Origin of the sequence: Gillisia xinjiangensis (genome assembly GCF_046298265.1) — a bacterium.
Lineage (GTDB): Bacteria > Bacteroidota > Bacteroidia > Flavobacteriales > Flavobacteriaceae > Gillisia > Gillisia xinjiangensis.
Genome location: NZ_JBKAHK010000010.1, coordinates 101,966 through 127,302, shown reverse-complemented (window position 1 = coordinate 127,302; position 25,337 = coordinate 101,966). Strand labels below are relative to the sequence as shown.

The 25,337-nt window shown below is 37.7% G+C and carries 27 protein-coding genes; 12 read left to right on the top strand and 15 right to left on the bottom strand.

Going from position 1 to position 25,337, the window contains the following annotated elements:
• Positions 1-41 precede the first annotated feature (41 nt).
• The 5 genes from pstC to ACKGJN_RS15425 all read left to right on the top strand — a co-directional run bounded on the left by pstC (position 42) and on the right by ACKGJN_RS15425 (position 3,708).
• Positions 42-920: a phosphate ABC transporter permease subunit PstC gene (gene pstC / locus ACKGJN_RS15445; protein WP_409540454.1), complete on the top strand. Its 879-nt coding sequence runs from the start codon at positions 42-44 to the stop codon at positions 918-920.
• Positions 913-1,767 carry a phosphate ABC transporter permease PstA gene (gene pstA / locus ACKGJN_RS15440; protein WP_409540453.1) on the top strand — a complete coding sequence of 285 codons (855 nt, stop codon included), beginning with the start codon at positions 913-915 and terminating at the stop codon, positions 1,765-1,767. The genes pstC and pstA overlap by 8 nt, the downstream gene beginning before the upstream one ends.
• Positions 1,768-1,781: 14 nt before the next feature.
• Positions 1,782-2,582 (top strand): phosphate ABC transporter ATP-binding protein PstB, encoded by an 801-nt coding sequence (gene pstB / locus ACKGJN_RS15435; RefSeq protein ID WP_409540452.1) that lies wholly within the window; start codon positions 1,782-1,784, stop codon positions 2,580-2,582.
• Positions 2,583-2,593: 11 nt separating this feature from the next.
• Positions 2,594-3,280, top strand: coding sequence for a phosphate signaling complex protein PhoU (phoU, locus tag ACKGJN_RS15430; protein WP_409540451.1), 687 nt, complete (start codon positions 2,594-2,596; stop codon positions 3,278-3,280).
• A 281-nt stretch (positions 3,281-3,561) separates the two neighbouring features.
• A complete protein-coding gene (locus ACKGJN_RS15425) occupies positions 3,562-3,708 on the top strand; it encodes a hypothetical protein (RefSeq protein WP_409540450.1) in 147 nt (48 codons plus the stop codon).
• A gap of 423 nt (positions 3,709-4,131) precedes the next feature.
• Here the strand turns inward: ACKGJN_RS15425 and ACKGJN_RS15420 are convergent, their stop codons facing one another.
• Positions 4,132-5,790 carry a Na/Pi cotransporter family protein gene (locus tag ACKGJN_RS15420; protein WP_409540449.1) on the bottom strand — a complete coding sequence of 553 codons (1,659 nt, stop codon included), beginning with the start codon at positions 5,788-5,790 and terminating at the stop codon, positions 4,132-4,134.
• Between the two features lie 620 nt (positions 5,791-6,410).
• Here ACKGJN_RS15420 and ACKGJN_RS15415 point away from each other — a divergent pair.
• Positions 6,411-6,707 (top strand): isoamylase early set domain-containing protein, encoded by a 297-nt coding sequence (locus ACKGJN_RS15415; RefSeq protein ID WP_409540448.1) that lies wholly within the window; start codon positions 6,411-6,413, stop codon positions 6,705-6,707.
• Between the two features lie 309 nt (positions 6,708-7,016).
• Here the strand turns inward: ACKGJN_RS15415 and ACKGJN_RS15410 are convergent, their stop codons facing one another.
• The 4 genes from ACKGJN_RS15410 to pepE all read right to left on the bottom strand — a co-directional run bounded on the left by ACKGJN_RS15410 (position 7,017) and on the right by pepE (position 10,431).
• The gene (locus tag ACKGJN_RS15410) at positions 7,017-7,970 is read right to left on the bottom strand and encodes a M48 family metallopeptidase (RefSeq protein WP_409540447.1); all 954 of its coding nucleotides are present in this window, start codon (positions 7,968-7,970) and stop codon (positions 7,017-7,019) included.
• A gap of 3 nt (positions 7,971-7,973) precedes the next feature.
• Positions 7,974-8,534 (bottom strand): LemA family protein, encoded by a 561-nt coding sequence (locus ACKGJN_RS15405; RefSeq protein WP_409540446.1) that lies wholly within the window; start codon positions 8,532-8,534, stop codon positions 7,974-7,976.
• A 270-nt stretch (positions 8,535-8,804) separates the two neighbouring features.
• Positions 8,805-9,719 carry a glutaminase gene (locus ACKGJN_RS15400; protein ID WP_409540445.1) on the bottom strand — a complete coding sequence of 305 codons (915 nt, stop codon included), beginning with the start codon at positions 9,717-9,719 and terminating at the stop codon, positions 8,805-8,807.
• 4 nt (positions 9,720-9,723) lie between these two features.
• Positions 9,724-10,431, bottom strand: coding sequence for a dipeptidase PepE (pepE, locus tag ACKGJN_RS15395; RefSeq protein ID WP_409540444.1), 708 nt, complete (start codon positions 10,429-10,431; stop codon positions 9,724-9,726).
• A 176-nt stretch (positions 10,432-10,607) separates the two neighbouring features.
• Between pepE and ACKGJN_RS15390 the strand changes: the two genes are divergently transcribed.
• From ACKGJN_RS15390 to ACKGJN_RS15370, 5 genes are all read left to right on the top strand, one after another.
• Positions 10,608-11,390, top strand: a complete 783-nt coding sequence (locus ACKGJN_RS15390) for a hypothetical protein (RefSeq protein ID WP_409540443.1) — start codon at positions 10,608-10,610, stop codon at positions 11,388-11,390.
• Between the two features lie 30 nt (positions 11,391-11,420).
• Entirely contained in the window at positions 11,421-12,230 is an 810-nt protein-coding gene (locus ACKGJN_RS15385; protein ID WP_409540442.1) for a carboxypeptidase-like regulatory domain-containing protein, read from the top strand.
• Between the two features lie 182 nt (positions 12,231-12,412).
• Positions 12,413-12,916, top strand: a complete 504-nt coding sequence (locus tag ACKGJN_RS15380) for a DUF6702 family protein (RefSeq protein ID WP_409540441.1) — start codon at positions 12,413-12,415, stop codon at positions 12,914-12,916.
• A gap of 56 nt (positions 12,917-12,972) precedes the next feature.
• Positions 12,973-15,285 carry a M1 family metallopeptidase gene (locus ACKGJN_RS15375; RefSeq protein ID WP_409540440.1) on the top strand — a complete coding sequence of 771 codons (2,313 nt, stop codon included), beginning with the start codon at positions 12,973-12,975 and terminating at the stop codon, positions 15,283-15,285.
• 83 nt (positions 15,286-15,368) lie between these two features.
• Complete coding sequence (locus ACKGJN_RS15370) at positions 15,369-15,650, top strand: Sec-independent protein translocase subunit TatA/TatB (protein WP_409540439.1); 282 nt, start codon at positions 15,369-15,371, stop codon at positions 15,648-15,650.
• A 95-nt stretch (positions 15,651-15,745) separates the two neighbouring features.
• On the opposite strand, the gene ACKGJN_RS15365 is transcribed toward ACKGJN_RS15370, so the two are convergent.
• On the bottom strand, positions 15,746-16,393 hold the full coding sequence (locus tag ACKGJN_RS15365; RefSeq protein WP_409540438.1) for an O-methyltransferase: 648 nt from the start codon (positions 16,391-16,393) through the stop codon (positions 15,746-15,748).
• 137 nt (positions 16,394-16,530) lie between these two features.
• Between ACKGJN_RS15365 and kynU the strand changes: the two genes are divergently transcribed.
• A complete protein-coding gene (kynU, locus tag ACKGJN_RS15360) occupies positions 16,531-17,808 on the top strand; it encodes a kynureninase (RefSeq protein ID WP_409540437.1) in 1,278 nt (425 codons plus the stop codon).
• Between the two features lie 312 nt (positions 17,809-18,120).
• Here kynU and ACKGJN_RS15355 read toward each other — a convergent pair whose 3' ends face one another.
• From ACKGJN_RS15355 to ACKGJN_RS15315, 9 genes are all read right to left on the bottom strand, one after another.
• Positions 18,121-18,798, bottom strand: a complete 678-nt coding sequence (locus ACKGJN_RS15355) for a hypothetical protein (RefSeq protein ID WP_409540436.1) — start codon at positions 18,796-18,798, stop codon at positions 18,121-18,123.
• A gap of 48 nt (positions 18,799-18,846) precedes the next feature.
• Complete coding sequence (locus ACKGJN_RS15350) at positions 18,847-19,605, bottom strand: SDR family oxidoreductase (protein ID WP_409540435.1); 759 nt, start codon at positions 19,603-19,605, stop codon at positions 18,847-18,849.
• Between the two features lie 110 nt (positions 19,606-19,715).
• Positions 19,716-19,871 (bottom strand): lmo0937 family membrane protein, encoded by a 156-nt coding sequence (locus ACKGJN_RS15345; RefSeq protein WP_409540434.1) that lies wholly within the window; start codon positions 19,869-19,871, stop codon positions 19,716-19,718.
• Between the two features lie 189 nt (positions 19,872-20,060).
• Entirely contained in the window at positions 20,061-21,593 is a 1,533-nt protein-coding gene (locus tag ACKGJN_RS15340) for a cryptochrome/photolyase family protein (protein ID WP_409540433.1), read from the bottom strand.
• Between the two features lie 3 nt (positions 21,594-21,596).
• Entirely contained in the window at positions 21,597-22,895 is a 1,299-nt protein-coding gene (locus ACKGJN_RS15335; protein ID WP_409540432.1) for a DASH family cryptochrome, read from the bottom strand.
• Positions 22,870-23,031: a DUF2256 domain-containing protein gene (locus tag ACKGJN_RS15330; RefSeq protein WP_409540431.1), complete on the bottom strand. Its 162-nt coding sequence runs from the start codon at positions 23,029-23,031 to the stop codon at positions 22,870-22,872. Before ACKGJN_RS15330 ends, ACKGJN_RS15335 begins: the two co-directional genes overlap by 26 nt.
• Before the next feature lie 7 nt (positions 23,032-23,038).
• Entirely contained in the window at positions 23,039-23,683 is a 645-nt protein-coding gene (locus tag ACKGJN_RS15325; RefSeq protein WP_409540430.1) for a flavin reductase family protein, read from the bottom strand.
• A gap of 77 nt (positions 23,684-23,760) precedes the next feature.
• Complete coding sequence (locus tag ACKGJN_RS15320) at positions 23,761-24,006, bottom strand: hypothetical protein (RefSeq protein ID WP_409540429.1); 246 nt, start codon at positions 24,004-24,006, stop codon at positions 23,761-23,763.
• A 108-nt stretch (positions 24,007-24,114) separates the two neighbouring features.
• Positions 24,115-25,212: an alkene reductase gene (locus ACKGJN_RS15315; protein ID WP_409540428.1), complete on the bottom strand. Its 1,098-nt coding sequence runs from the start codon at positions 25,210-25,212 to the stop codon at positions 24,115-24,117.
• Positions 25,213-25,337: the final 125 nt, after the last annotated feature.

Genomic DNA, 25,337 nt, shown 5'->3' with positions numbered 1-25,337 from the left:
TTGTTTTAATCCCGGTAATTTTTTGTAAATGATCACTTTATATGCGAAAATTTAAAGAGGCCGTTATTGAAAAGTCCCTTTTGGCTAGTGCGCTGGTAACAATTTTGGTGACTTTGGGTATTATTCTGGTGCTTTCTTTTGAGGCTGTAAACTTCTTCAAAGAAGTTCCTATTATAGATTTTCTTACAGATACGCAGTGGACGCCGCTTTTTAGTGATAAACATTTTGGGATCCTGCCTTTATTATCCGGTACGCTGCTAACTTCGTTTATAGCTATTGCCTTTGCAGTACCGGTTGGATTGTCCATAAGTATCTACATCAGCGAATACGCTCCAAAAAGTTTCCGAAGGACCATAAAACCGGCCCTGGAACTATTGGCTGCAGTACCTACTGTAGTATACGGTTTTTTTGCCCTTACGGTAGTTACTCCATTCCTACAATCTTTTATCCCGGGACTTGCAGGTTTTAATTCCCTTTCGGCAGGATTGGTTATGGGGATCATGATCATTCCTTTTGTATCCTCCTTAAGTGAAGATGCTTTGCATGCGGTGCCAAATTCTTTACGGGAAGCTGCCTACGGAATGGGATCCACAAAACTGCAAAATTCCTTCAGGGTTTTGGTGCCTGCGGCTTCGTCAGGAATAATTGTTTCCATAATCCTGGCAATTTCCAGAGCCATTGGAGAAACCATGATCGTAGCAATCGCTGCGGGACAGCAGCCACGACTAACATTTGACCCCACAGTTCCGGTAGAAACCATTACCACCTATATTGTGCAGGTAAGTCTGGGTGACGTACAGCATGGATCCCTGGAATACAGGACCATCTTTGCGGCGGGAATTACCTTGTTCATCTTTACCTTCCTGCTTAATACTATTAGTTATAGAATCAGGAAAAAATTCAGGGAGAAATATGAATAGTATAAAAAAAAACAGACTTAAAGACCAGATATTTATGGGCTGGGGAATTGCCTGTACCCTTTTGGGTTTAGTACTTCTGTCAATATTTATAGGATCCATCCTCATCGATGGATTACAAAGGATAGACTGGGATTTTATCACCAGCCTTCCATCCCGAAATGCCGAAAATGCGGGAATTTTTACCGCCTTAATGGGGAGTATTTGGATTCTTGTGTTAACCACAATTATTTCACTTCCTCTTGGAATTGGTGCTGCGATCTACCTGGAGGAATATTCCACAAAGAACAGGTTTTCATCCATTTTAGAAGTTAATATTTCCAATTTGGCAGGTGTACCATCCATTATTTACGGACTTTTAGGTCTTGAGATCTTTGTGAGGATCCTGGAAATGGGCGCAAGTGTCCTGGCCGGTAGTTTCACCCTGGCCTTGCTAATCCTTCCCATTGTGATTGTTTCCACAAGAGAAGCGATTAAGGCAGTTCCAAAATCCATTCGGGACGCATCCTTTGCATTAGGCGCCTCCAAATGGCAAACGGTTTCCATGCAGTTGCTTCCGGCTTCCTTTGGAGGGATCTTAACCGGGGTAATTTTAGCGCTTTCAAGGGCGGTGGGTGAAACTGCTCCGCTAATTGTTATTGGAGCCTTGGCTTATGTGCCTTTCGCGCCTTCATCTCCTATGGATCAATTTACGGTGATGCCTATACAAATCTTTAACTGGATTTCCAGGCCTCAGGCAGGATTTGAAGTAAATGCCGCCGCGGCGATTATTATGTTGTTATTGATTACCTTTATAATGAATGGAATCGCGGTTTATTTCAGAAATAAATGGCAGAAAAAATTAAAATAAAAAAGCTTCTTTAAATGAGCAAAAAGAATAAGGAGATCGTGATAGATAAGTCTATCAAAAGGAAACATAAACTTGAGACCAAAGGAGTAAAAGTCTTTTACGATGATTTTATGGCTATTAAAGGTATAGACATGACCATAAAGGCCAATAAAGTCACTGCTTTTATTGGTCCTTCGGGATGTGGAAAATCAACATTTTTACGTTTGTTCAACAGGATGAACGATTATGTGGATGGCTTTAGGCTGGAAGGAGAAGTGCGAATTGACGGTGATAACATTTATAAAAAGAAGATCAACGTAGAGCTATTGCGGAAACAGGTAGGCATGGTATTTCAAAAGCCGAATCCCTTTCCAAAATCTATCTTTGAAAATGTTGCCTATGGCCTGAGAATTCAGGGGATAAAAGACAAAAAATTTCTGAAGGAAAAGGTGGAGGATTCTTTGAAACAAGTCGCTTTATGGGATGAAGTTAAGGACGATCTCAACAAATCGGCTATTGCACTTTCAGGAGGACAGCAACAGAGATTATGTATTGCGCGTACTCTGGCTGTAGAACCTTCAATAATTTTAATGGATGAGCCTACCTCTGCCCTGGATCCACTTTCTACCGCTAAAATCGAGGAACTTATTTACGAATTGAAAGAAAAGTACACTATAGTAATCGTCACCCATAATATGCAGCAGGCTGGAAGGATAAGTGATTACACCGCTTTTTTCTATCTTGGAGAACTCATCGAGTATGACCGAACTAAGAAATTATTTACCAACCCTGAAAAACAACAAACCGAAAACTACATTACCGGTAGATTCGGATAAAAAATTAGGCTATGATAAGTTTAGATCAACATAGAGAAGCCCTGAATCAATCTGGGGTAGAGATGCTGTCGCTTTGCAGAAAACAACTCGAGAATGCCCGGGATGCATTTTTTACGCATGATAGTGATTTGGCAGAAGAAGTAGTGCGAACTGAGAACAGGGTAAATGCTCTGGATTTAAAAATTGACCGTGATTGCGAGCGTTTTATCGCCCTGCACAATCCCGTGGCCAGCGACCTCAGGTTTGTTCTGGCTCTTAGAAAGATCAATTTTGATCTCGAGCGGGTAGGGGACCACGCCTACGGAATCTCAAAATATATCATCGAGGTTGATACTCCTATTGAGGATAGGTTGCTGGAGATAATGCGGGTGGAGGAAATGTTTGAGTCGGCACTTTCTATGCTGGATGATATTACCGATGCCTATATTGAAGCCGATGCAAAGTTGGCCAGAAAGGTTTTCAAAAAGGATAAAGTCCTCAATAAGATCAATATGAAATCCTTTAAGGTCATCTCGAAGGAAGTGAGAATTAATCCCGAATTGATTGATCAGTTCCTTTTGTTGTTCTCCGTGATAAAAAAACTCGAAAGAATTGGCGATCTTGTTACAAATATTGCTGAAGAAATTATTTTCTTCCGCGAAGCTGAAGTGGTAAAACACCGTAAGAAAAAGACGTTTAAGCGAGGCAAGGAAGAGTAAAATCATTGAAAATTTCGGGCTATATTACCTTGACCTCCAACCCGAAAAAATAAGGAATTATTCCGTAAAACGATTCATCTGAATATTAGATGGATCGTTCTGTTTTTGGGAAAGACCTGAGTAAATTAATTCCGACTTTTAACTTCCCGAAATCCATAAAAATCTAAGGATCACGTAATTCGCCTGATTTATCTTCCCTTCAACGATTAGTTTTTTTTAGCCTGAAATATCTGTGTAACTTAAGACAGCATTAAGGGTTTAACTAAACAAATAAAATTATTATGGAAGCTATCGGAGTGTTTGTCGAAAATTACAAAGAAACTACAAAGGGCTTTAATGTTTTTGCAAAAGTACTTGTTGCTTTTGTCCTTGCTGCCATCCTTGTAGGAGTTGTAAGTGCGATAATTAATGTGATCGTGGCAGCCTAAATAATCCAATCCCTCCGGATTTTATTTCAGGCTTGTCCAATTGCTTTTCTGCCCTTTCTGAGGCATAATATTTTTCGCCCCTGTCACAAACAAAAACTTCAGGTTTGCAAATTCAATTTTCCCTTTTCTCCTATACACCTGGTCCAAAAATTTTTCTGCCTTGCCAGGTTTTGTTACTATTAAACATTGTTGTCCGGTTAACATTTTTGTTAATGCTGAAATACCTCCATTGGGCATTTCGAAAGAGATTTTTAAAAATAGCCCTTGCTTTTATGAATTTTTTAAATTCTATCCATAATTAAAATGAATTAGGGATTATACTTAAATTTTTATCAGTGAATTAAAATTAAGTCTTGTTTCTTGATTCTTTCAGTTACGCCTAAGGTTTAACGATCCTGGTTCTCTACCTTACATTACTGATTATTAAACAGTAAACTTATCTACAGCGGTCTCTTTTTTAAACTTCACATAAATTATAGAGTTACATAAATTATTAAGCGAGGATACCGTTTGCCGGATCACATTGGTCATGGTTGAAATCTGAACTCCTTTAGTATCGTGCCTTTTAATATTTTTATAAAGCCAGGTAATGGTTTCCTTGTAAAAGGCTTCATTTTCATCCAGCCAATGTACAGGGATCACTTTGGGAGTTTCCAGTCCGAGCAAGTCATCAAGTTCCTGAATCCTAAGGCGTACCACTCTTCGCAAGCGCTCCAGCACTTCCTGTGCCAGGGGATCTTCGCTTTCTATCATAAAAAGGATGTTGTGAATAACATCTTTAGTTTCCTTGGCGGCATAGATCATGGAGCGCAAGCCCATCATTCCAGAGGTAAGAAGTTCTGCTTCCGGCTTAGAAAGGTTCTCCTCCTGGAGCTGTGCATAATAGGCTGTAAGTTCATCTTCCAGGCGTTTTATTTTCTCGTATTTTTTCATCAATCCGGAGGCGTTGGAAAAAATCTTTCTCCACTGGGATTCGCGGTTTTTCTCCCGTTCCATTAATCCTAAACTTTCCCTAATAAAATCCCTGGTGTAACTATAGACCTGGATTAACTCCTTATCCAGGGCTTTGAGAGCTACATCGGGTACATTTGGGGATATATTCTTTACGTATAGTGTTTCTCCCTGTGGTGCAGAAGAAATAAATCTTTGGTTCAAAAAGTTTCTGAAAATCCCTAAAAATGGATAGAACAAAACAATCCCTATCAGGTTAATAAGTGTATTGATAAGCACAAGCTCCATAAGGACATCTTCCACCTTAAAAAAGTAATACACTCCATAGACAAGCTGATCTATTAAAAAGTAAATGAGAAGTCCTGTAATGCAATTAAAAATAACATTTGCCAGCATGAGCCTCTTTTTATCGGCGGTGCCGCCAATGGAACCAAATATAAGTGTAACGGTGGTACCTATATTTGCGCCAATAACCATGGCTACGGCCTGATATATATCTATAAGTCCGGCGTTAAGGGCGCTTAAAATTATAACAATCATCGCAGAGCTGGACTGTATAAGTGCGGTTATAAAGAGTCCCAATAGCAAAAAAGCCCATAATCCGTAGTTCGCAAAGCTGCTTAAATCTATTTGTCCTGCTACCATTTCAATAGCCTCCTTCATAAAGTCCAGTCCCAGGAATAACAATCCGAAACCAATGAGAAGTCCACCCAGATTCATCAAAAAGGGCCTGCTTTTTAAAAAGAGGTAGCTTAAGATCCCAACTGCCAGGAACGGAAAGGAGAAATCGGCGATATCCATTTTAAATCCAAAGGTTGCCACAATCCAGGCCGTGAAAGTTGTGCCCAGATTTGCTCCCAGCACTACGCCCAATGCGTTTTTAAGTCCTATCATCCCTCCACCTAAAAAAGCAAGTGCTAGCAGGGTAACCATGGAACTGCTTTGCAGGATAGCGGTAACCGCCGTCCCGGTGAGGATACCTTTCCAGCTTTTATCGGTAAACCGCTGCAATAAATTTTTAAAGGATTTCCCTGCCAGTCCTTTTATACTTTCTTCCAGGTGCCGCATCCCAAACAGAAAAATCCCGAGACCTGCAATAAACATCCAGAAATCGAAACCTGTGTTTTCCATAAGAGCGGGTTTGTAGTTTAAAGATAGGATATTAGGGCTGATTTTTTCAGGTTTATCCATCCGTTATTCCGTTATATCCATAGTTGATATACGAAAGGATTTATAAATTTTGTTTCTGTTTTAGGAAATTGTAGAAAGGTGCTTTCTTTAACCGCAAGCGCACAAAGGTCGCAAAGTATTACTATTCCATTCGGCATTTCTGTCAAGTAGTCCTTTTATAATTTTCAACTCAATAATTATCCAAGGTTCATTTTCAATCATCATTTTTTCTTTGCGTACCCGGCCTGCCAGTAACTGTCGGACGGGTATTTTTTTTCCTGGCATGCTTTGCGGTTAAAAAAGGAATGAAGCAAAAACGGCAATGCTTACCGGAGGTTTAAAAATAATCCATAATGTTGTAAAACATAACTTAAATTTTTTGATGGAGATCTTTTTTTATCTTCTTCAGAATGAGCAGATCCGGAAAATTTTTCGTGGCTGGTTTCTTCTGAATTTCTCCGGTCTCAAAAAAGTTTTGAACTATAACGATTTCAATTCAAAAAAAAATTATAATATGATATTATGCCTTGTAAATCAGGATTTTAATGTATTTATTAGCGCTCTAATTCAAATTAAAAATTATGGGAATTTCAAAACAATATTTAAAGACAAAGCCGGTGTGTAAAGTGACCTTTACCGTACCCGCGAAAGATGCTGAAAAAGTTAGCGTAATTGGTGATTTCAACAATTGGGATCCCTCTAAAAACGAACTGAAAAAATTAAAAACAGGAACCTTTAAAGGAACCCTGGATTTGCCAAAGGAGAATTCATTTGAATTTAAATACCTTATAGATGGCAATCATTCCAACGATCCTGAAGCAGATGCTTATCGATGGAACGATTATGCAGGAGCAGAAAATGCGGTCCTGGAACTATAGAAATTTTTAAAGAAGCTTAAACGGAACTACTGTAAAGACAGCACACAAAACCCACCTCTTTTTAAGGTGGATTTTGTGTTTTTAAAAGGTTTTCAGAGGGTATTTATTGAAAATTTTCCCGCTAAGCTGCTCATAAATTTTGAATCGTGTTTAGAAATGAGACTGAGCAGTTTAGATCAGCGGGAGATAAAAAAAAACAAGTAGCATTGAAAATTAATGTTTAAAACCGATCAACAATGGAGAAGGCATAATTATTCAAACCAGGTTAAGACTAAAATTCATTCCTTACACCACACGATTCACTCCTCTCTAAAACTGCTCCAGAAACTTTATCCTTTTTTCGATAGGCGGGTGGGTTGAAAACAATCCTCCCAGGCCTCCGAACAAACCTGCTGAAGTATCCTTCGGGGTGTTTTCAATAAACATTTGCTGCACTTCTTCACTCTTCACCTTTACATGGTGATTTACAGAAATCTTTTTTAAAGCAGCAGCGAGCGCCCAGGGTTTACGCGTCATTTCAGCAGCACCACTGTCTGCCATATATTCCCTTTTTCGGCTTAAGGCGAATTTAAAAACCATGGAGATCATATAAGCGATAAAAGAAACGATGAGAATGATAATCATTAATTGCCCGCCTCCATCTTTACTTCTCCTGCGGCTTCCTCCTATATTTCCATACAAAAAGCTTCGGAAAGCAATTTGTACCACAAAAGCAAAGATCCCCACAAACACAACGGTTACAACCAGCAGCCGTACATCTTTATTTCTAATGTGCATCAATTCATGCGCGATTACTCCTTCCAACTCATCGTCTTCCAGCTCTTCGATGATCCCGCGGGTTAAGGTGACTGTAAAATCTTTTTCTTTGAGTCCGCTGGCAAAGGCATTCAGGGCATCGCTTTCTATAATACGCACTTTCGGCATTTTCATCCCCACACTCATACAAAGGTTTTCCACCAGATTGTACACCCGCATATTCTCCTTACGTTCCAGTGGTTTGGAGCCGGTGGCCATAGAGATCATCTTTCCGTGAGCAAAATAAGCGATAAGAAACCATACCACCACCACCGCGCTTACAAAAGGAATCGCCTGTAAAAATGCATCCACGGCTAAATCGGGGTTGGGAGTTCCGTCCTGATTAAAAGTGGTAAAATATACCACTGCAAAAACAGCAGCGAGAATTAGTAAAGGAAATGCGATCAAGAGAAGGATAGATTTCCTGTTATTCCTCTTGATTTGGGTTTGGATCCCTACAAAAGCCACTGCCTAAAATTTTATCTCTGGAGCAACATCCATTTGTGCTCTTCCCGCCTCACCAAGATCAAACATAGGTTGGGTTGTGAAGCCAAACATCCCTGCGAAGATAGAATTCGGGAATTTTTGAATGGCAATATTCAACTCTTTGGTAGCCGAGTTGAAGTAACGTCTTACGGCTGCCAGTTTATTTTCAATGTCGGAAATTTCCTGTTGAAGATGCATGAAATTAGTGCTGGCTTTTAGATCGGGATATGCTTCCACCTGAATATTCAATCCCTGCAATGCAGCTCCAAGATCCTTTTCTGCAGCGATTTTTTCATTGATCCCTGTGGCCGAAATTGCTCTTTGTCTTGCATTGGTTACCGCTTCAAGTGTTCCGCGTTCGTGTTCCATATAGCCTTTAACTGCTCCAAGAAGTTGTGGTACCAGGTCATGACGTTGCTTTAACTGCACATCAATATCTGCAAAAGCGTTTTCCCTGTTATGCTTCAAACTTACCAGGCTGTTATAAATAGATACACCCCAAATGACGAGCACCAAAATGATCCCTAATACGATATACAATGCCATAATTTTAGTTTTTATGTGTTAATTCCAAATATACCCTTATTTAAGGAATTACTTTTTTTGTTTAACTTATTTAGGTGTACTATTTTTCAGTAAGGCCCGGTAAAAGCGATCAAGATCGTTCTGCTTTTGGCGTAACTGCAGGAACCAGGAAATAAGTACAAATGGAAAAAAGAAGAAAGAGAAAAGATGATTTAGTACGAGCTTAGAATTAAAAAATCAAGAATGGTCTGTGTTACCTCTCATATCTCAATACTCACATCTCAATACTTTTTAAAAAATAGAGTAACCTGTTAGGGTTGTAAATCGTTCCAGGGCGGCCATGCCAAGTTCAGAGTTTCCTTTTGGATTTAAAAGGGGGCTCCAAACTGCTACCGAATACTGACCAGGATGAATCGCAACAATTCCGCCTCCAACGCCACTTTTTCCAGGCAAACCTACCTCAAAGCTAAATTCCCCGGCTTCATCGTAAAATCCACATGTTTGCATCAGGGCATTGATACGTTTATTTTTGGTTTTTGAAATTATCCGCTCCCCGGTTTCCAAAAGTTTCCCCCGGTTTGCATAGAGCATAAAAGCTTTAGCAAGCTCTTCACACGACATCGCTAAAGAGCATTGATGAAAATAGAAATCTACAATAGGCTCAACATCATTTTTTATATTTCCAAGAGCCTTCATATAATTCACCAGGGCATAGTTCCTGTATCCGGTGGATTTTTCAGAAGCAGCTACTGTATAATCATAATCAATTTCAGGATTACCGGTAATTTTTCGGACGAATTCCAGCAATTCGGCTTTTGGATCTTTCAGATTAGAAACCAAAATATCACATATCACAAGGGCACCGGAATTTATGAAGGGGTTTCTGGGAATCCCTTTTTCATGCTCAAGCTGGGTAAGTGAATTAAAGGGATCTCCCGAAGGTTCTACATCAACCCGATCCCATAGATCCTCCCCCAGGATTTGCATCGCCATAGTAAGTGTAAAAACCTTGGAAATACTTTGAATGGAAAATTTTTCAGAACTATCACCAAAGGAGGAATTTTGTGCGTCGGTAGAATAAAGATACATCCCGAATTTTTTGGGATCGACTTTGGCCAGTTCTGGAATATAGGAAGCCACCTTTCCAAATACATCCCTGTAGTTGAGTTCTTCCTGAATTTGATCCAGTATTTTTTGATATTCCATTTTTTTAATTTAAATCGTTTAGGGAACTTCCGGTCGGTATTTCAACAGGAGCCTGATTTGCCCTGAAAATCCTTGCGCTCTGGCTTCCTTTTAAAGTTATATTATCACCTGAAACTGCCAGCCAGCTTCCTTCCCTTAAACCCACAACGGGCTGAGAATTTATCGAGTGGAATTCTTTGATCCGGGTTTCACGGGTTTCCCCTTTATGGGTGGAGTTATCATCCGGATCCAGGTAATGAGGATTGATATTGAAGGAAACTATTCCCAGCGTTTTAAAAGCAGGAGGATAAACTATTGGCATATCATTGGTGGTTTGCATCGTGAGTCCGCCAATATTTGTACCCGCGCTGGTTCCTAAATAAGGGATCCCGTCCTGTATGCAATTTTTTAATAATTCCATAATTCCGGTCCTGTAGAGTTTATCAACAAGCAAAAATGTGTTTCCTCCTCCGGTAAAAATCCCTTTTGCCTCCAGAATTGCTTTTTTAGGATCCTGATATTCATGAATCCCCCGTACTTTAAAAGGCATGTTTTTAAACGCATCTTTTATTTTTCCTGTATATTCCTCATGAGAAATCCCACCTGGACGGGCATAGGGTATGAAAAGAATTTCCCCGGAATTCTTAAATAATTCAATTATTTCCGGGAAGAGGTATTCTAAAAATTCTTGTCCAAATAAAGTAGAAGTGCTAGCTAAAAGAATTTTTTTCATTTAATTTTTTCGTAAATTTAAGTAATGTGTTGGTTTAACAAAATTTTAGACGCAGCTTATTGAAATTATAAGAAATGTTTTTGGTTACTTTAAGGTTTTATATATGCTTAAGCAAGAATTTCATTCTCATTAGTAGTTTTGTAACAATGAAAAAGTTTCTAATTTTAATTGCAATTATGCTAGGGTTTTTAACTCAAGTTCAAGCCCAGGAACGTATTTCTGTTACGGGCACTATTCAGGTTCCCGGGGGGGATGAATCAGGAGGGATAATTGTTTATAATTTGAATACCGAAGTTTTCACGTTTACAAATCCTGAAGGTGAATTTTCCATCGCGGTTAAACTCAACGATAGCCTTAAAATTTCAACTGCTCAATTTCAGGAGTTTATTGTTTTAATTGATGAAGGAGTAATCCAATCGGGAGATTTAACTATTTATTTGAACGAGATCATCAATGTGTTGCCGGAAGTGGTGGTAACCCCGTATGATCTTTCCGGAAATGTTACGGTAGATGCTGCGCGTTTACCTGTGGCTGAACTACCTGAAAATTTCACGGCTTCTCAGGTACAAAATACTTATTTTGCTTCTGAAACAGGTCCTTCCTATCAATCTTCTCCCAAAAATACCGCTTTGGCCATGAGCCAGACAAGGCTGGTGAATGGAATTAATTTTGTCAATATTTTTAAAGAATTATTGATTGCCAGCAAGAAGGACGAAATAAGGGATCCATATAGTGAACGTCCCAATGCCGATATAGATACCGAAATACGGCAAATGTATAATGATGCTTTTTTTCAGGAAAATTTAAATATTGATCTGGAATATATCAATGATTTTATATATTTTGCAGATGATAGTGGCTTAAAAGAAGAAATGTTGCAAAAAGGAAACGAGCTGGATCTCATTGAATTTCTTGTGGAACAAAGCAAAAAATACAAAAAACAACGTTCAGGAAATTAATTTATTCTGCTTTAAGGCAGAGAATTAAGTATGATTAAAAAAATTCTTTGCACTTTAATTTTGTTGCTGGCTTTTCCTGTTTTTTCTCAGCAGGAGAATACCCTTTTAAAGGGGACCATTAAAGCACCATTATTGGAAAGCGCTTCCGTTCACGTAATAAATAAAACTCAAAAGACAGGAACGGTAAATTCTGCTTCAGGAAATTTTCAACTTCTGGTTAAAACCGGGGACACCTTGCTTTTTTCATCTATTCAATACCAAAAATTAGAGGTGATTATTTCTGCTGAAATTAATCAGGAAGGCAATCTGAGCATTAAACTGAAAGAGGATATAAATCAACTTGCCGAGGTTAATATCAGCAATATTCAGCTTACCGGAAATATAAATACCGATCTTAATAATATTGAAGTAGTAAAAGATTTGCCTCTTGATTTAAGGTTTGGTGACATTAAGCATATGGTATTTGAATCGGATGTGAACGATCCTTTGGAGGCTCCAAAAAATATGGCTTTTGAGAGCAACCAGGTATTGCAGCCTGGAGTTAATATATTGGGAATGGCAGATATCATATCGGAACTATTAAATATTAAGAAAAAGGGAAAGCCCCCAATCTATAAAAGGCCAACTACTACAATTGCTGCTCAAATGAGAAAATTATTTGAGGATGATTTTTTCAAATCCAGTCTTGGGATTAAAGAGGAACACATCAACGATTTTTTATTCTATGTGGATGAAAATGGTTTGACAGCACAAATGATGGAAGAAAAAAATAGATTGAGTTTACTGGATTTCCTTTTTGAACAAAGCAAAAAATATCAACAAATACGCGGCAGGAATTAAAGTGCATTTATCAAACCAGGTAATTTTTTTTGTAAAAGCCAACTCTGCCTTCAGGAAATATAGGGGAATGGAATAGTTCTTGAACAGAAAAAGAATGGACTCCTAATGAGCTTTTCAAAAAAATGCGAATACTGATAAAGTCATTTGAATTATGGCCAATGGAAAACTATATATAGCTACCTATGAAATACAGAATTTTATTCCTTTTATTAATTTTCAGTTTATCTTCCTTTAAGAAAACCCATAAATTTTATGTAAGCGTAACAGAAATTGAATATAATGAGGAGATTCAAAGTCTTCAGATAATCTCACGTGTTTTTACCGACGATCTGGAAGCGCTTCTTCAGGAACGTTACGATCTATCTATTAAATTGCTGTCCTCCGGAGATGAAGGCGACGTAGTGGCAAATCTTAATAAGTACCTTGGTCAGAAATTTCGGGTTCAGGTAAATGGAAAGTCGTACGAGGTTAATTATTTGGGGAAGGAATATGAAGATGATATGACCTTATTGTACCTGGAAGTTCCAAATGTTTCTTCAGTAAAATCTGTAAAAATCAAAAATGCCGTTCTTACCGATCTTTTTTCGGAACAGAAAAATTTGGTTCATGTTGAAGTAAGGGGGAAAACCAAGAGTTTGATTTTGACGGGAGAACGGGATGAAGATGAATTAATTTTCAACGAATAAATTGGCTTAATCATATAAATTCTTAATTTTAGCAACTTAAAATAACAAAAAACAGAATGAAAAAAATCAATATTGCGATTTTATCAATTTCACTAATTTTTTCAACAGGAATTTTTGCTCAGGAAACCGAAGCGCCTAAAGAAGAAGTTAAGGAAATGGGGCATTTTAATGAAAATAAATTCAGGCAGATGTACCAGGAATTTTCAACGCCCAATCAATATCGTACAGGTTCCGGTGCTCCCGGAGAAGCCTATTATCAGAACCAGGCCGATTATAAAATGGATATCGAACTGGACGATAAAAACAAAAAATTAACCGGTGTAGAAACCATTACCTACCATAATAACTCTCCGGATGATCTGGAATACTTATGGGTTCAGCTGGATCAAAACATAAGGTCAAAAAATTCTCCGGCTTTGGATAAAGATGGCAGCGGAATTGCTCCGGTAGCTCAACCCGGAGGATTTGTAAATCAGTTCATGAAGGAGCCATTTGATGGTGGTTTCAATATTGAAGAAGTTTCCAAAGACGGAAAAAATTTACCCTACACCATTAACTATACAATGATGCGTGTAGATTTGCCTCAGCCTCTAAAAGCAGGGGAAAGTTATAGTTTTACCATAAAATGGAACTATACTATCAATAATCACGTAACCGATAGAGCCAGGTCTGGTTATGAGCATTTCCCAAAAGACGGAAATGATGTGTATGTAATCGCGCAATTCTTCCCAAGAATGGCGGTTTATAATGATGTAGAAGGATGGCAAAATATGCAATTCTTCGGAAATGGGGAATTCGCATTGCCTTTTGGAAACTATGAAGTGAACATAACCGTGCCGGCAGATCATATTTTGGATGGAACAGGAGAAATAGTAAACAGAAAGGAAGTCTATTCAAAAGAGATGATGAACCGCTATGAGCGGGCAAAAAAAGAAACTGAAAACCCTGTAATAATCGTTACTCAGGAAGAAGCGGAAGCTGCAGAAAAAGGATTTTCAGATAAAAAGAAAACCTGGAAATTAAAAGCTGAAATGGTACGTGATTTTGCATTTTCTTCATCCAGAAAGTTCATCGTGGATATGATGAATGTAAATGTGATGGGAAAAGATGTGATGGCTGTTTCTATGTATCCAAAAGAGGGAAATCCTTTATGGGAAGAATATTCAACAAGAGCTGTTGCAAGCACTTTGAAAACCTTTTCAAATCACACCTTCCAATATCCATATCATAAAGCAATCTCTGTTCACGCAAAAAATCAGGGGATGGAATATCCTATGATTTGCTGGAATTATGGTCGTCCTGAAGAAGACGGAACCTACAGTGACAGAGTGAAATACGGAATGATAAGCGTTATTATCCACGAGATTGGTCATAACTTTTTCCCAATGATCGTTAATAGTGATGAGCGCCAATGGGGTTGGATGGACGAAGGTTTAACTACCTTTTTACAGTATTTGGCTGAACAGGAATTTGGAAAAGAATATCCTGCGGCAATTGCTCCTAAAGAGGTTTATCCTTCAAGGAGGGGAATTCCCGCCAATATAGTTCCTTATATGAAAGGTGATCAAAAGTTTATTTCGCCAATTATGAGCAATCCTGAAAATGTGTATCAGCTGGGAAATAATGCCTATGGAAAACCGGCTACTGCATTAAATATTTTGAGAGAAACTGTAATGGGACATGAGCTGTTCGATTATTCATTTAAAACATATTCACAACGATGGATGTTCAAACATCCTACCCCCGAGGACTTTTTCAGGACGATGGAAGATGCTTCCGGAGTTGATCTTGACTGGTTTTGGAGAGGTTGGTTCTACGGTACAGATTTCGTGGATATAGGAGTAAAAGATGTTAAAAAATATTATGTAACCGATAAAGCTACCAAAGAAGGCGCAGCCTTTTTAGAGCGATATGGAGTAACAGATCCATCTTCGGTAGAAGCCGTTTATGTAGTGGAGGAAGGTAGTGAAGAATTTATCGAGGATATGAAGGGTAAAAATCTTCTGGAAACCGCACCAAAATTGAACGAATATCTAATGGATAATTTTTCAACCGCAGAACGCGAAGGAATGAAGGTCCCCAAGTATTTCTATGAAGTTACATTTTCAAAACCCGGAGGACTTGTAATGCCACTAATAGTGGAATATACCTATGCAGATGGGACTACGCAAAATGTAACCTATCCTGTACAAATTTGGCGTAAAAATGACGACCAGGTGAGTAAAGCAATTGCTACAGATAAGGAGATCATTAAAGTAGTGGTAGATCCCAATATGGAAACCGCCGATATTGACTTAGAAAACAACAGCTGGCCACAACAGGTAAAAGAAGATAAATTCCAGCAGTTTAAAAATTTAGAAGGAAATTAATCAGGAAATATTTTTTTTAAATTAAGCCGACTTTAACGAGTCGGCTTCTTTTTTTAAAAGAAATTGTCATTATCTTTGTCTCTATGATAACACTTCCTTTATTTATAAGTGGTGCAGAAATAGCCTTTATCATGTTTATATTGGTGATGGTTTTTGGTGCCGATAAAATCCCTGATATCGCACGGGGATTAGGAAAAGGTATGCGTACACTCCGTAACGCCTCAAATGACATTAAAAGCGAAATTCAAAAAAGTGCCGAGAAGCAAGGTATAGATACCGACATTTCTAAAGATGTACGCAGTGAGATAAGCAAGGTAAAAGAGGATATCGAAGAAATCACGGGCTCGGTAAAACGAAGGTTGTAACGCGAACTTTGTATAAGAAAGTGCGATCAGGAACTTAAATTCATTAGCTAGTTTCAGGATTTATTTTTGGGAATCCCTCTCTTTCCCCTTTTGCATTAATTATCCTTTACCCTGCTTATGCTCAGGCCATCTCTAATAGGGAGCATAACCGTTTCTAACCGCTTGTCTTCCACCACCATTTTATTATAACGCAGGAGCGCTATAGTAGATGCATCATCTTCTTTTACTTTTTCAACCACTTTTCCGCTCCAAAGGACATTATCGGTTATAATAATTCCTCCAGGATTCATTTTTTCTATGATTAATTCAAAATAGGCGGGATAATTTGGTTTATCAGCATCTATAAAAACCAGATCAAATTTCAATTCAAGCCTTGGAATAATTTCCAGTGCGTTTCCCAAATATTGACGGATCTGTTCTTTATATTCTGAAAGATCAAAATATTTTTTCTGGATTTCGGCCAGTTCCTCATTAATATCAATGGTTTGTAAACTCCCTTCTTTTTGTAAACCTTCAGAAAGACACAAAGCAGAATACCCGGTATAAGTGCCAATTTCCAAAATATTTTTCGGGTTCACCAATTTAGAGATCATACTTAACAACCTTCCCTGGTAATGGCCGCTTAGCATCCGCGGCTGAAGGATCTTTTGAAAAGTTTCCCGTGTGAGCTTAGCCAGTAATTCCGGTTCCTTTTGAGTATGTTTTACTGCGTAATCGTCTATATTCGTCGGAATAAAATGCATCAGATTCTTAATTTCAGCAAATTTAAGCATATCAAATGAGCATAATGGAAATTCGAAGCAAATACCAATAAAGAATCAGCCGGAAATACAATCCGCAGGCAGGAATAAATAGTATTTTTACAAAAAAAACCGCTTATATGGAATTCAGAAATACAAGGGAATTTGCACGCACATTGGACAAAGAAGATCCTTTAGCAAAGTATAAAGATGAATTTATATTTCCTGAAATAAATAATAAGAAGGTGATTTATTTCACCGGAAATTCCCTCGGTTTACAACCTAAATCGGCTAAAAAATATGTAGATGAGGTAATGGATGATTGGGCAAAGCTCGCGGTGGAAGGCCATTTTTATGCGGAAAAACCCTGGTGGGATTATCATGAGCGGTTTTCTGAAAAACTTGCTAAAGTGGTTGGAGCAAAACCCTCAGAGATTACCGTAATGAATACGCTTACCGTGAATCTTCATTTATTGATGGTGTCTTTTTACAGGCCTGATAAAAAGCGCTTTAAGATCATTTGTGAGGAAAAGGCCTTCCCAAGTGATCAGTATATGATCGCTTCTCAGGTGAAATTCCATGGGTTTAACCCGGAAGATGCCGTTGTTGAAGTGAAAAAGAGACCTGGTGAAAATCACTTCAGAACAGAAGATATTCTCAAGAAAATTGAAGAAATAGGAGATGAGTGTGCTTTGGTTCTTTTTGGAGGTGTTAATTATTACTCTGGACAGGTGTTGGATATGGAAACAATTACCAAGGCCGGGCATAAAGCAGGAGCAAAGGTAGGCTGGGATCTCGCCCATGCTGCCGGAAATATTGAACTTAAATTACACGAATGGGATGTGGATTTTGCTGCCTGGTGCAGTTATAAATACATGAATTCCGGCCCCGGAAATGCCTCGGGATGTTTCATACACGAGCGCTACCACGGGCTTAAAGAAATTCCCCGTTTTGAAGGCTGGTGGGGTCATTCTAAAGATCGCCGTTTTCTAATGGAACCAGAATTCCTACCAGAACCGGGCGCACATGCCTGGCAAATAAGCAATGCACCTATTTTGGCACTTGCGCCTTACCTAGCATCGCTCGATATATTTGATAAGGTGGGAATGCCTGCGCTTATTGAGAAACGGGATAAAATTGTGGCTTACCTGGAATTTATTTTACATCAAATTGATGAAGAGGTGGAAAGTGATTTTGAGATCATTACTCCATCGAACCAAAACGAGCGTGGAACCCAACTTTCGGTTTTTCTGCACGGGGAAGGAAAGGAATTGTTTAATTTTTTAATGAAAAATGGGGTGATAACCGATTGGAGGGAACCAAATGTGATACGACTGGCTCCGGCACCATTTTATTGTTCTTATGAGGATATGTATGAATTTGGTCAGATTTTAAAAAGAGGGATCCTGAAGATTTAAAAACAGTAATGTCTGGTAAAGAGTCAAGATCGTGAGATGTGAGTATTGAGAAATTTTCATTAACTGATAAACATTTAGATATGATTTCTGTTTTTTCAGGGCATTTTAATTCTCAATATAATTGAAAAACTGAGAATAGTAAGGTTTGTTTATTAAAAATTTAATTGAAATGCCAAATGGATGTGTAATTTCAGCTTTCACATAAATGTTTACCGGATAACAATGATGTTTATATAAAAAATGTAAATACCGCTGGAATTTCCAGCGGTATTTACATTTTAATACTCGATAGTCTTCCTGAATTTGAAGGATTTACTTTACCATGATATCTGTAAAAAATAACTGGAAACTTCCATCTTCAGATTTGTGCATTTTGGCAATAGTTATCCCGTTGAAGGTTTCATAATCTTCCCAGGTAGTGGAAAGACTTCTTCCCCCTGCAGACTGATACGTCCATTCACGAATCATTTTGTCATTTTCATCAAAGTATATCAAATAGGTGTCCCCGGGAGTATACCCGCTGGTATCTGAATATTTAACTGTTATTTGGTGCATTTTCTTTTGACTTAATGGTGCAACCGAATTTCGGTTATGCGCGAATTCATATTCGCTCCATATCAATTCATACGGAAACAATAACCAATACTTATCATTGATGAATTTTTGATCGATTTTAGTTTCTTCTTCATTTAGATCCCCAACTGTGCTGTAACCGGATGTTTCTCCTTTTTCTGTAAGTTCTACTTTGTTCTTTTTTGGAAACCATTTCCAGGAGCGTTCAGAACGCAAGGTATCATTCACTTTTACATTAAAAGTGAAATTGATTTGATTCACGTCTTTAAAATTTTTAAATCCGTTTGCGTAAGCGATCTCTTTTGTAATTGGTTCTTCAAAAGCAGATTCATTTTGAGTGGTTTCGGCTTTTTCAGGATCATTTTTACATGAAACAATAAAGATTAGTAGTGCTAAAAGAGTTAAGATTTTCTTCATGTTTAAATTTTTTACAAAAATAGGCTAAAAGTAGTAAGGTATTTATACTTATATGGCATTTATACTCATTCCACCGTCGGCAATAATATTTTGACCGGTTATATAAGAGGATTTTTCCATGGCAAGAAAAGCTATAATCGAGGCCATTTCTTCTGCTTTCGCAATTCTTTTTAAAGGAGTTCTTCCTAAAATACCATTCATTCTTTCGTCTTGTTTTAGAAATCCTTCGGTAAGCGGAGTTTCTGTAAACCATGGGGAAACAGCATTCACACGAATTCCTTCCTGTGCCCATTCTACAGCCAGACTTCTGGTTTGTTGAAGCAAGCCCGATTTTGCCATGGCATACGGAGTTCCCGTCCCTACATCCTGCAGTGCAGCAACAGATGCAACATTGATTACCGTACCAACTTTCGATTTTTTCAGAAAAGGATGCAATGCCCTGCTTAATTCAAAGGGCGCTATCAAATTGATATTTAAAACTTTTTGAAATTCTTCTTCTGAGTAGTCCAAAGCTTTTTTGCGTATGTTAACCCCTGCATTGTTCACAAGTATATCCAGAGCTTGCCAGTTATTCTGAACCCAGTGTACTGTTTTTTCTCTGTCTTCTTGAACTGAAACATCCGAAACGATCCCAATAGCTTCAAATCCTTTATCCTGAAGTTCTTTTTCAAAATTTACAACGTCTTGTTTATTCCTGGCTGTAAATAAAACTCTTGCTCCCAATTCCAGAAATTCCAGAACGGTTGCCTTGCCAATTCCTTTAGTTCCTCCAGTGACAACAGCAGTTTGTCCTTTTAAATCCCACATACATTTTTGATCCTAAAAATTCAACACTAAGGTAAGTTATAGAAACGATATAAAAAGCGAAGCCCCCTGATAAATCAAGGGGCTTACTTATTTAATGGTATTTACTCCTATTACAATCTTCTTCCGGTAAGTAGTTTGTACAAAATCAATATTACCGCAATCACAATTAAAATGTGAATAATGGCTCCTAAATCGGGAAATGCAAAATATCCTATCAGCCATCCGATAATCAATAAAACTACAATAAGCCAAATTAAATCTCTCATAATTGTTGGTTGTTTAGCGCAACTTGAAGTTGCTATTAATGGTTTAGATTTTTAAAATCGATAGATATTAAATCAGGTAAATCACATCCTGTCATTTTCAAAATCATATAACCCGGTTAGTAATTCTTCTCAAATTTATATAAATAACCATCTATCCTAAACATTTTTAACGTGCGTTTAACTCTAATTTTAAAAATTATCTAAATTTTTAATAATATAGCTGGCTCTTTCTATTATTGCGTTCATTTCAGCGGCCGATTTTTTTTCCAGCATACTCATCATCATGGACATTCTATGGTTGTCCTTAAAAAATTCCCTCTTTACATCAAGAAAATTCCAGTAAAGGCTATTAAAAGGACAGGAGTCCTCTTCAACCTTTTTTGAAACCTTGTAATGACAATCTGCACAATAATTACTCATTTTATTGATATAACTTCCACTTGAGATGTAAGGTTTTGTGGCTACAATTCCGCCATCGGCATATTGACTCATTCCTCTGGTATTTGTTATTTCAACCCATTCGATAGCATCTATATAAATCCCCAAATACCAGGAATCAACCTCGTCCGGATGAGTTTGGGTAAGAAGCGCAAAATTTCCTGTAATCATTAGCCGTTGTATATGGTGGGCATAGGCGTGTTCCAGACTTTGGTTTATTGCGTGTTTTAAACAATTCATTTTGGTCTTTCCTGTCCAATAAAACTCCGGAAGTTTATTGTGGTTTTCGAGTTCATTTTTTTGCTTGTAACCCGGCATTTCTTTCCAGTAAATTCCCCGCATATATTCACGCCATCCCAAAATTTGCCTAATGAAACCTTCAATTTGGGAAATATCTATTTCGTCTTTATGTTCCCTCCAATATTCAATGGTTTTTTCAATAACCTCCATGGGATGAAGCATCTTGGAATTCAAAGCAAAGGATAATCTTGAATGAAAGAGAAAAACCTGTTCTGTATTCATGGCATCCTGGTAATCTCCAAAATGTATCAGCAGGTTTTTACAGAAATAATCAAGAATAGCAAGAGATTCTTTCCTGGTGGTTGGCCAGTTGAATTTTTCAGGATCTATGAATCCTATAGTTTTGATATTTGCTTTTTCAATTTCCTTTTTTATTTCTGAAACATCCTGGTTAAAATAGTACGCATCGGGAATTTCCGGAGAACCCTTCCATTTTTGTCGGTTGCTTTTGTCAAAATTCCATTTTCCACCTTCGGGATCATTATTTATCATCATCACATCGTACTTTTTCCGCATGTCGCGGTAAAAATATTCCATGGTCAATTGCTTTTTCCCCTTGAAGAATGTTGTAAGGTCGGTTCTTTTAGTTAAAAAGTGTTCTGTTTCAAATGCTTCAGAATCGATTTTTAAATCTTTACAGAAGGCTTTCAGTTGTTCATCAAGGCGGTATTCATCCGGAAGTTGATATTCAAACTTTTCAATATCATTTTCTGAAATCAATTGTGAAATATTTTCCTCTAAACTTTGATGGTTATCCTTGTCCGATATATAGTAATAAGTTACCTGGTGGCCACGATCTTTGAGATTCTTTGCAAAATTTCGCATCGCACTGAAAAAGGCAACCACTTTTTGTATGTGATGAACAACATAATCTGTCTCCTGTCGCATTTCCATAAGGACATACGTGACATCTTCATTGGTGTTGTCAAACCAACTGTGTGAATGGTTAAGCTGATCGCCTAAAATAAGTCGAAGTTTACGCATAGTTTAAAAGAGTCTTTCCTGAAGCCAGGTTTGTTGATACTTCCCCGCAGGATCATAGCGCTCTGCCTGGGATTTTATATTGAATTTTCTGTCCCGTGGGTCATTGCCCACGCCGCTGTTATACATCCAGTTTCCCCAATTGCTATGTACGTCGTAATCTATTAACATACTTTCAAAATAAGCAGCACCAATACGCCAGTCCTGTTGTAATTCTTTAGACCAAAAGCTGCATACATTTTGTCGTCCCCGGTTGCTCATGAATCCTGTTTGAGCGAGTTCCTTCATGTTTGCATTCACGAAATTCTCTGTGGTTTTTCCCTGTATCCAGCTATCTTTGATGTGCCCATCCTTTCCCCAGGAATATTCTTTTTTAAGAATTCCACCAACTTTAAAGATCTCATTTCCGTGTTTTAGGGAGATATATTTGAAAAAATCCCTCCATAGAAGTTCAAAAACCAACCAATAGGTATCTTCGTTTTTTGTTACTTCCTCTTCAAATTTCTTAAGCTCCCGGTAAATTAGTGTTGGAGAAATGGATCCATTTGCTAACCAAGGTGAAAATTTTGAACTGTAATCCTTTCCCAAAAGTCCGTTACGTGTTTTTTTATACACTGCAAGCTTTTTGGTCTCCCAAAAATAGTGGTTCATCCTACTTTTCGCCTGATCTTCTCCACCCTTAAATGGAAAAGCAGATCTTGTATCGGTTTCAAAATGCTCAAATCCCAGTTCATTTAAACTTGGTAGGTTTAGATCCTCTGAAAGTAAATTTTCTTCCGGAAATTTTTCAGGAATTGGAACCACCGGTCTAACCCCGGTGTATTTTTCACATTTTTTCCTGAATTCGGTAAAAACCTGAGGGATGTTTTGCAAGGTAGTAAATGGAATATCTTCCGGATGGTATAGAAACTGATTATAGTGTTCTTTAACATTCACATGCTCCGGCAAAATTGATCTTACCTCCTTGAGGGTATTGGTTTCCTCCGGCGTCCATTCTTTTTGAAGATGAACTGATGTGATCTCGAAACGCTCCACCAACTCAGCAAATTTTGCTGGCTTATGCCGGATCACCAGAAGACTGATATTTAATTTTTTTAGATTATCCCGGAGTTCCTGCAAACTTTCCAAAAGGAATCTGGCACGGAATTTTTCGGTTTTTTTAAATCCAAATTTCCCGATTTCAAATGCTTCAGGATCCAGGTAATAAACTCCAATAACCAAATCACTGCTTTTACAAGCCTCGCTTAAACTTTTATTGTCTTCAATTCTTAGATCATTTCTAAACCAAACTATGCTTTTTTCCATTTTTCTGACTGCTGCATTTTTTACTGCAATATTTTACATTGGCCCAGTTTTTTTCCCATTTTTTACGCCAGGAAAATATAAGACCACAGGATTCACATATTTTCGTAGGAAGATCCTGTTTTCTAACCTGTTTCATTCGTAAATTATTCTTTTTTGAAAAAAGATTTGATTTCCTGGCCTGGCCTTGCGTAATGGAACCGATCCAGGAGACCTGGTAGTGCATAGCCATCTAAACCATTTATGGCAACAGTATCGGCATCATCCAATCGCAGCCATCCATCTGGAGTTTGTATTCCCTCTTCAAAATATAGGTGCTCTATCGCTGCAACAACCAAAATGGTGTCGTTTTCAGTGATATGATATTCATTTAAATAGCGGCAACCCATTTTTACGGAAGATTGTTTAACGTAGGGTGCAAAAAAACCGTCCAGATATTCTTCCTCCAAACCTGTTTGGTTGAATTCAGAAATATTATTTTCATATTTTGCCGCGGTTTGATGTGCCTGTTCAATCATATCTTTATGAATATGATTTACAGTAAAAAACCCGGTTTTTTTTATGTTTTCAAAGGTGTTTCTGGGCGCCGTAGTAGGTCTTAATATAAAACCTAACATCGCCGGATTGCTCCCTATATGGTGTACCGAGTTAAAAACAGCCACATTGGTTTGTCCGCTTTTGGATTTGGTTGCCAATAAATTTGCAGATTTATATCCAGTACAACTATTGATTAGATTAAGCCGGAAGAGCTTGTCTAAATTTTTAATATCGGAGGTTGTGTAGTGTTTCATGAAAATAGGTCAGTTAATATTAACTGACCTAAATTTAGCAATACTTAAAAGAATATCCTGTTAATCAATCTTTAAAATCATTCCCTGATTTCTTCCTGATTGATTCTTATTTCATATTCTTCAATTATTTCCCGAATTGCATCTACGTTATCTGATGAATTTTGATGTGCTACTTCCATTGCTTTTTCCAGTTCTTTATCCGGGTTTTGAAAAAGATCTGTAATCACATGGTTAATCTTATCAATAATACTTTCCTGACTGTTTTTTATGTCTTCCAGTTTATTCAACATTGACCTCATTTGTTCCATTTTTGCCTCATCCATAATTTAATCGTTTTATTTAAGGTTAAATTAAAATTATACTCACTAATCTAAAGTTCTGTTAACCAATATTTAGTTCTTTTTAAATCTATTTTAAGAGCTTTTGGCATTTCAGCCTTTATAACGTGGATAATCGGTATATCCTTTTTTTCCGGGAGTGTAAAAGGTGTCTTCATTCCATTCGGCCAAGGGTGCATTTTTTTCGAAACGCTCGGGAAGATCCGGGTTGGAAATAAATAATTTGGCAAAGGAAACCAAATCGGCATTTCCATTTTCAATGATCTTATTTCCTTTTTCCTGATCGAATCCTCCATTTATCATTAAGGTTCCTTTATATATAGGCCGATAGTGTTTTGCGATTTCAGGTTCCAGGAAGGGAATTGCACTCACATCTGTAAAAGGTTCTGAAAGGTGCACATAAGCCAAATCGTATGCATTGAGTTTTTCTATTATATAATCGAATGTTGGAATGCTGTCTTCAGTAGCGATAATTCCGAAGGCGTTATGAAGCGAAGGGTTTAACCTAACCCCAATTTTATTTTCTTGCCAAACCTCGGAAACCGCTTCTATAATTTCAAAAAAGAAACGTGCTTTATTAGGAATACTTCCTCCGTAATCGTCATTACGTTTATTTGAGTTGCTGTTAAAAAACTGGTGGATTAAATAGCCATTTGAGGAATGAATTTCAATTCCATCAAATCCAGCCTTTTTCGCATTTTGAGCTGCTGTTTTAAATTCAAGAACTGTTTCTTTGATCTCTGCCAGGCTCATGTCTTTTGGTTCTTCGGAATCTTCAAAACCATCTTCGGTAAACACCTTTTCATTAGCATTTACGGTGCTGGGAGCAAGAGGTTTATCGCCATTGTGAAATTTTGAATGAGAAATCCGCCCGCAATGCCACAGCTGTATAAAAATTTTTCCACCTTCTTCATGAACTGCTTTTGTAACTTTCCCCCAAGCTTCTGTTTGAGTTGAGGTATAAATCCCGGGAGTGTTGATGTATCCGACCGCCCTTTTAGACACCTGGGAGCCTTCTGTTATAATTAATCCGGAACCACTGCGCTGCCGGTAATATTCTACATGGAGATCGGTGGGGGCATTTTCGCTATTATCTGCCCGGTTACGGGTCATAGGAGCCATAATTACTCTGTTCTTCAGGGTTATTTCTCCCAATTGGTAAGATTGCAGAAGGGGTTGATCCAAATTCATTTTTAGGTTGATTTTATATTCAAAATAAAGTTACAGGTTGTGGGAGTAATGCTTGTTAAACATATTATAAATACGCATATTTTTAACTTATTTTAAGAAGTAATCAATTTATAATAAGAGTAATT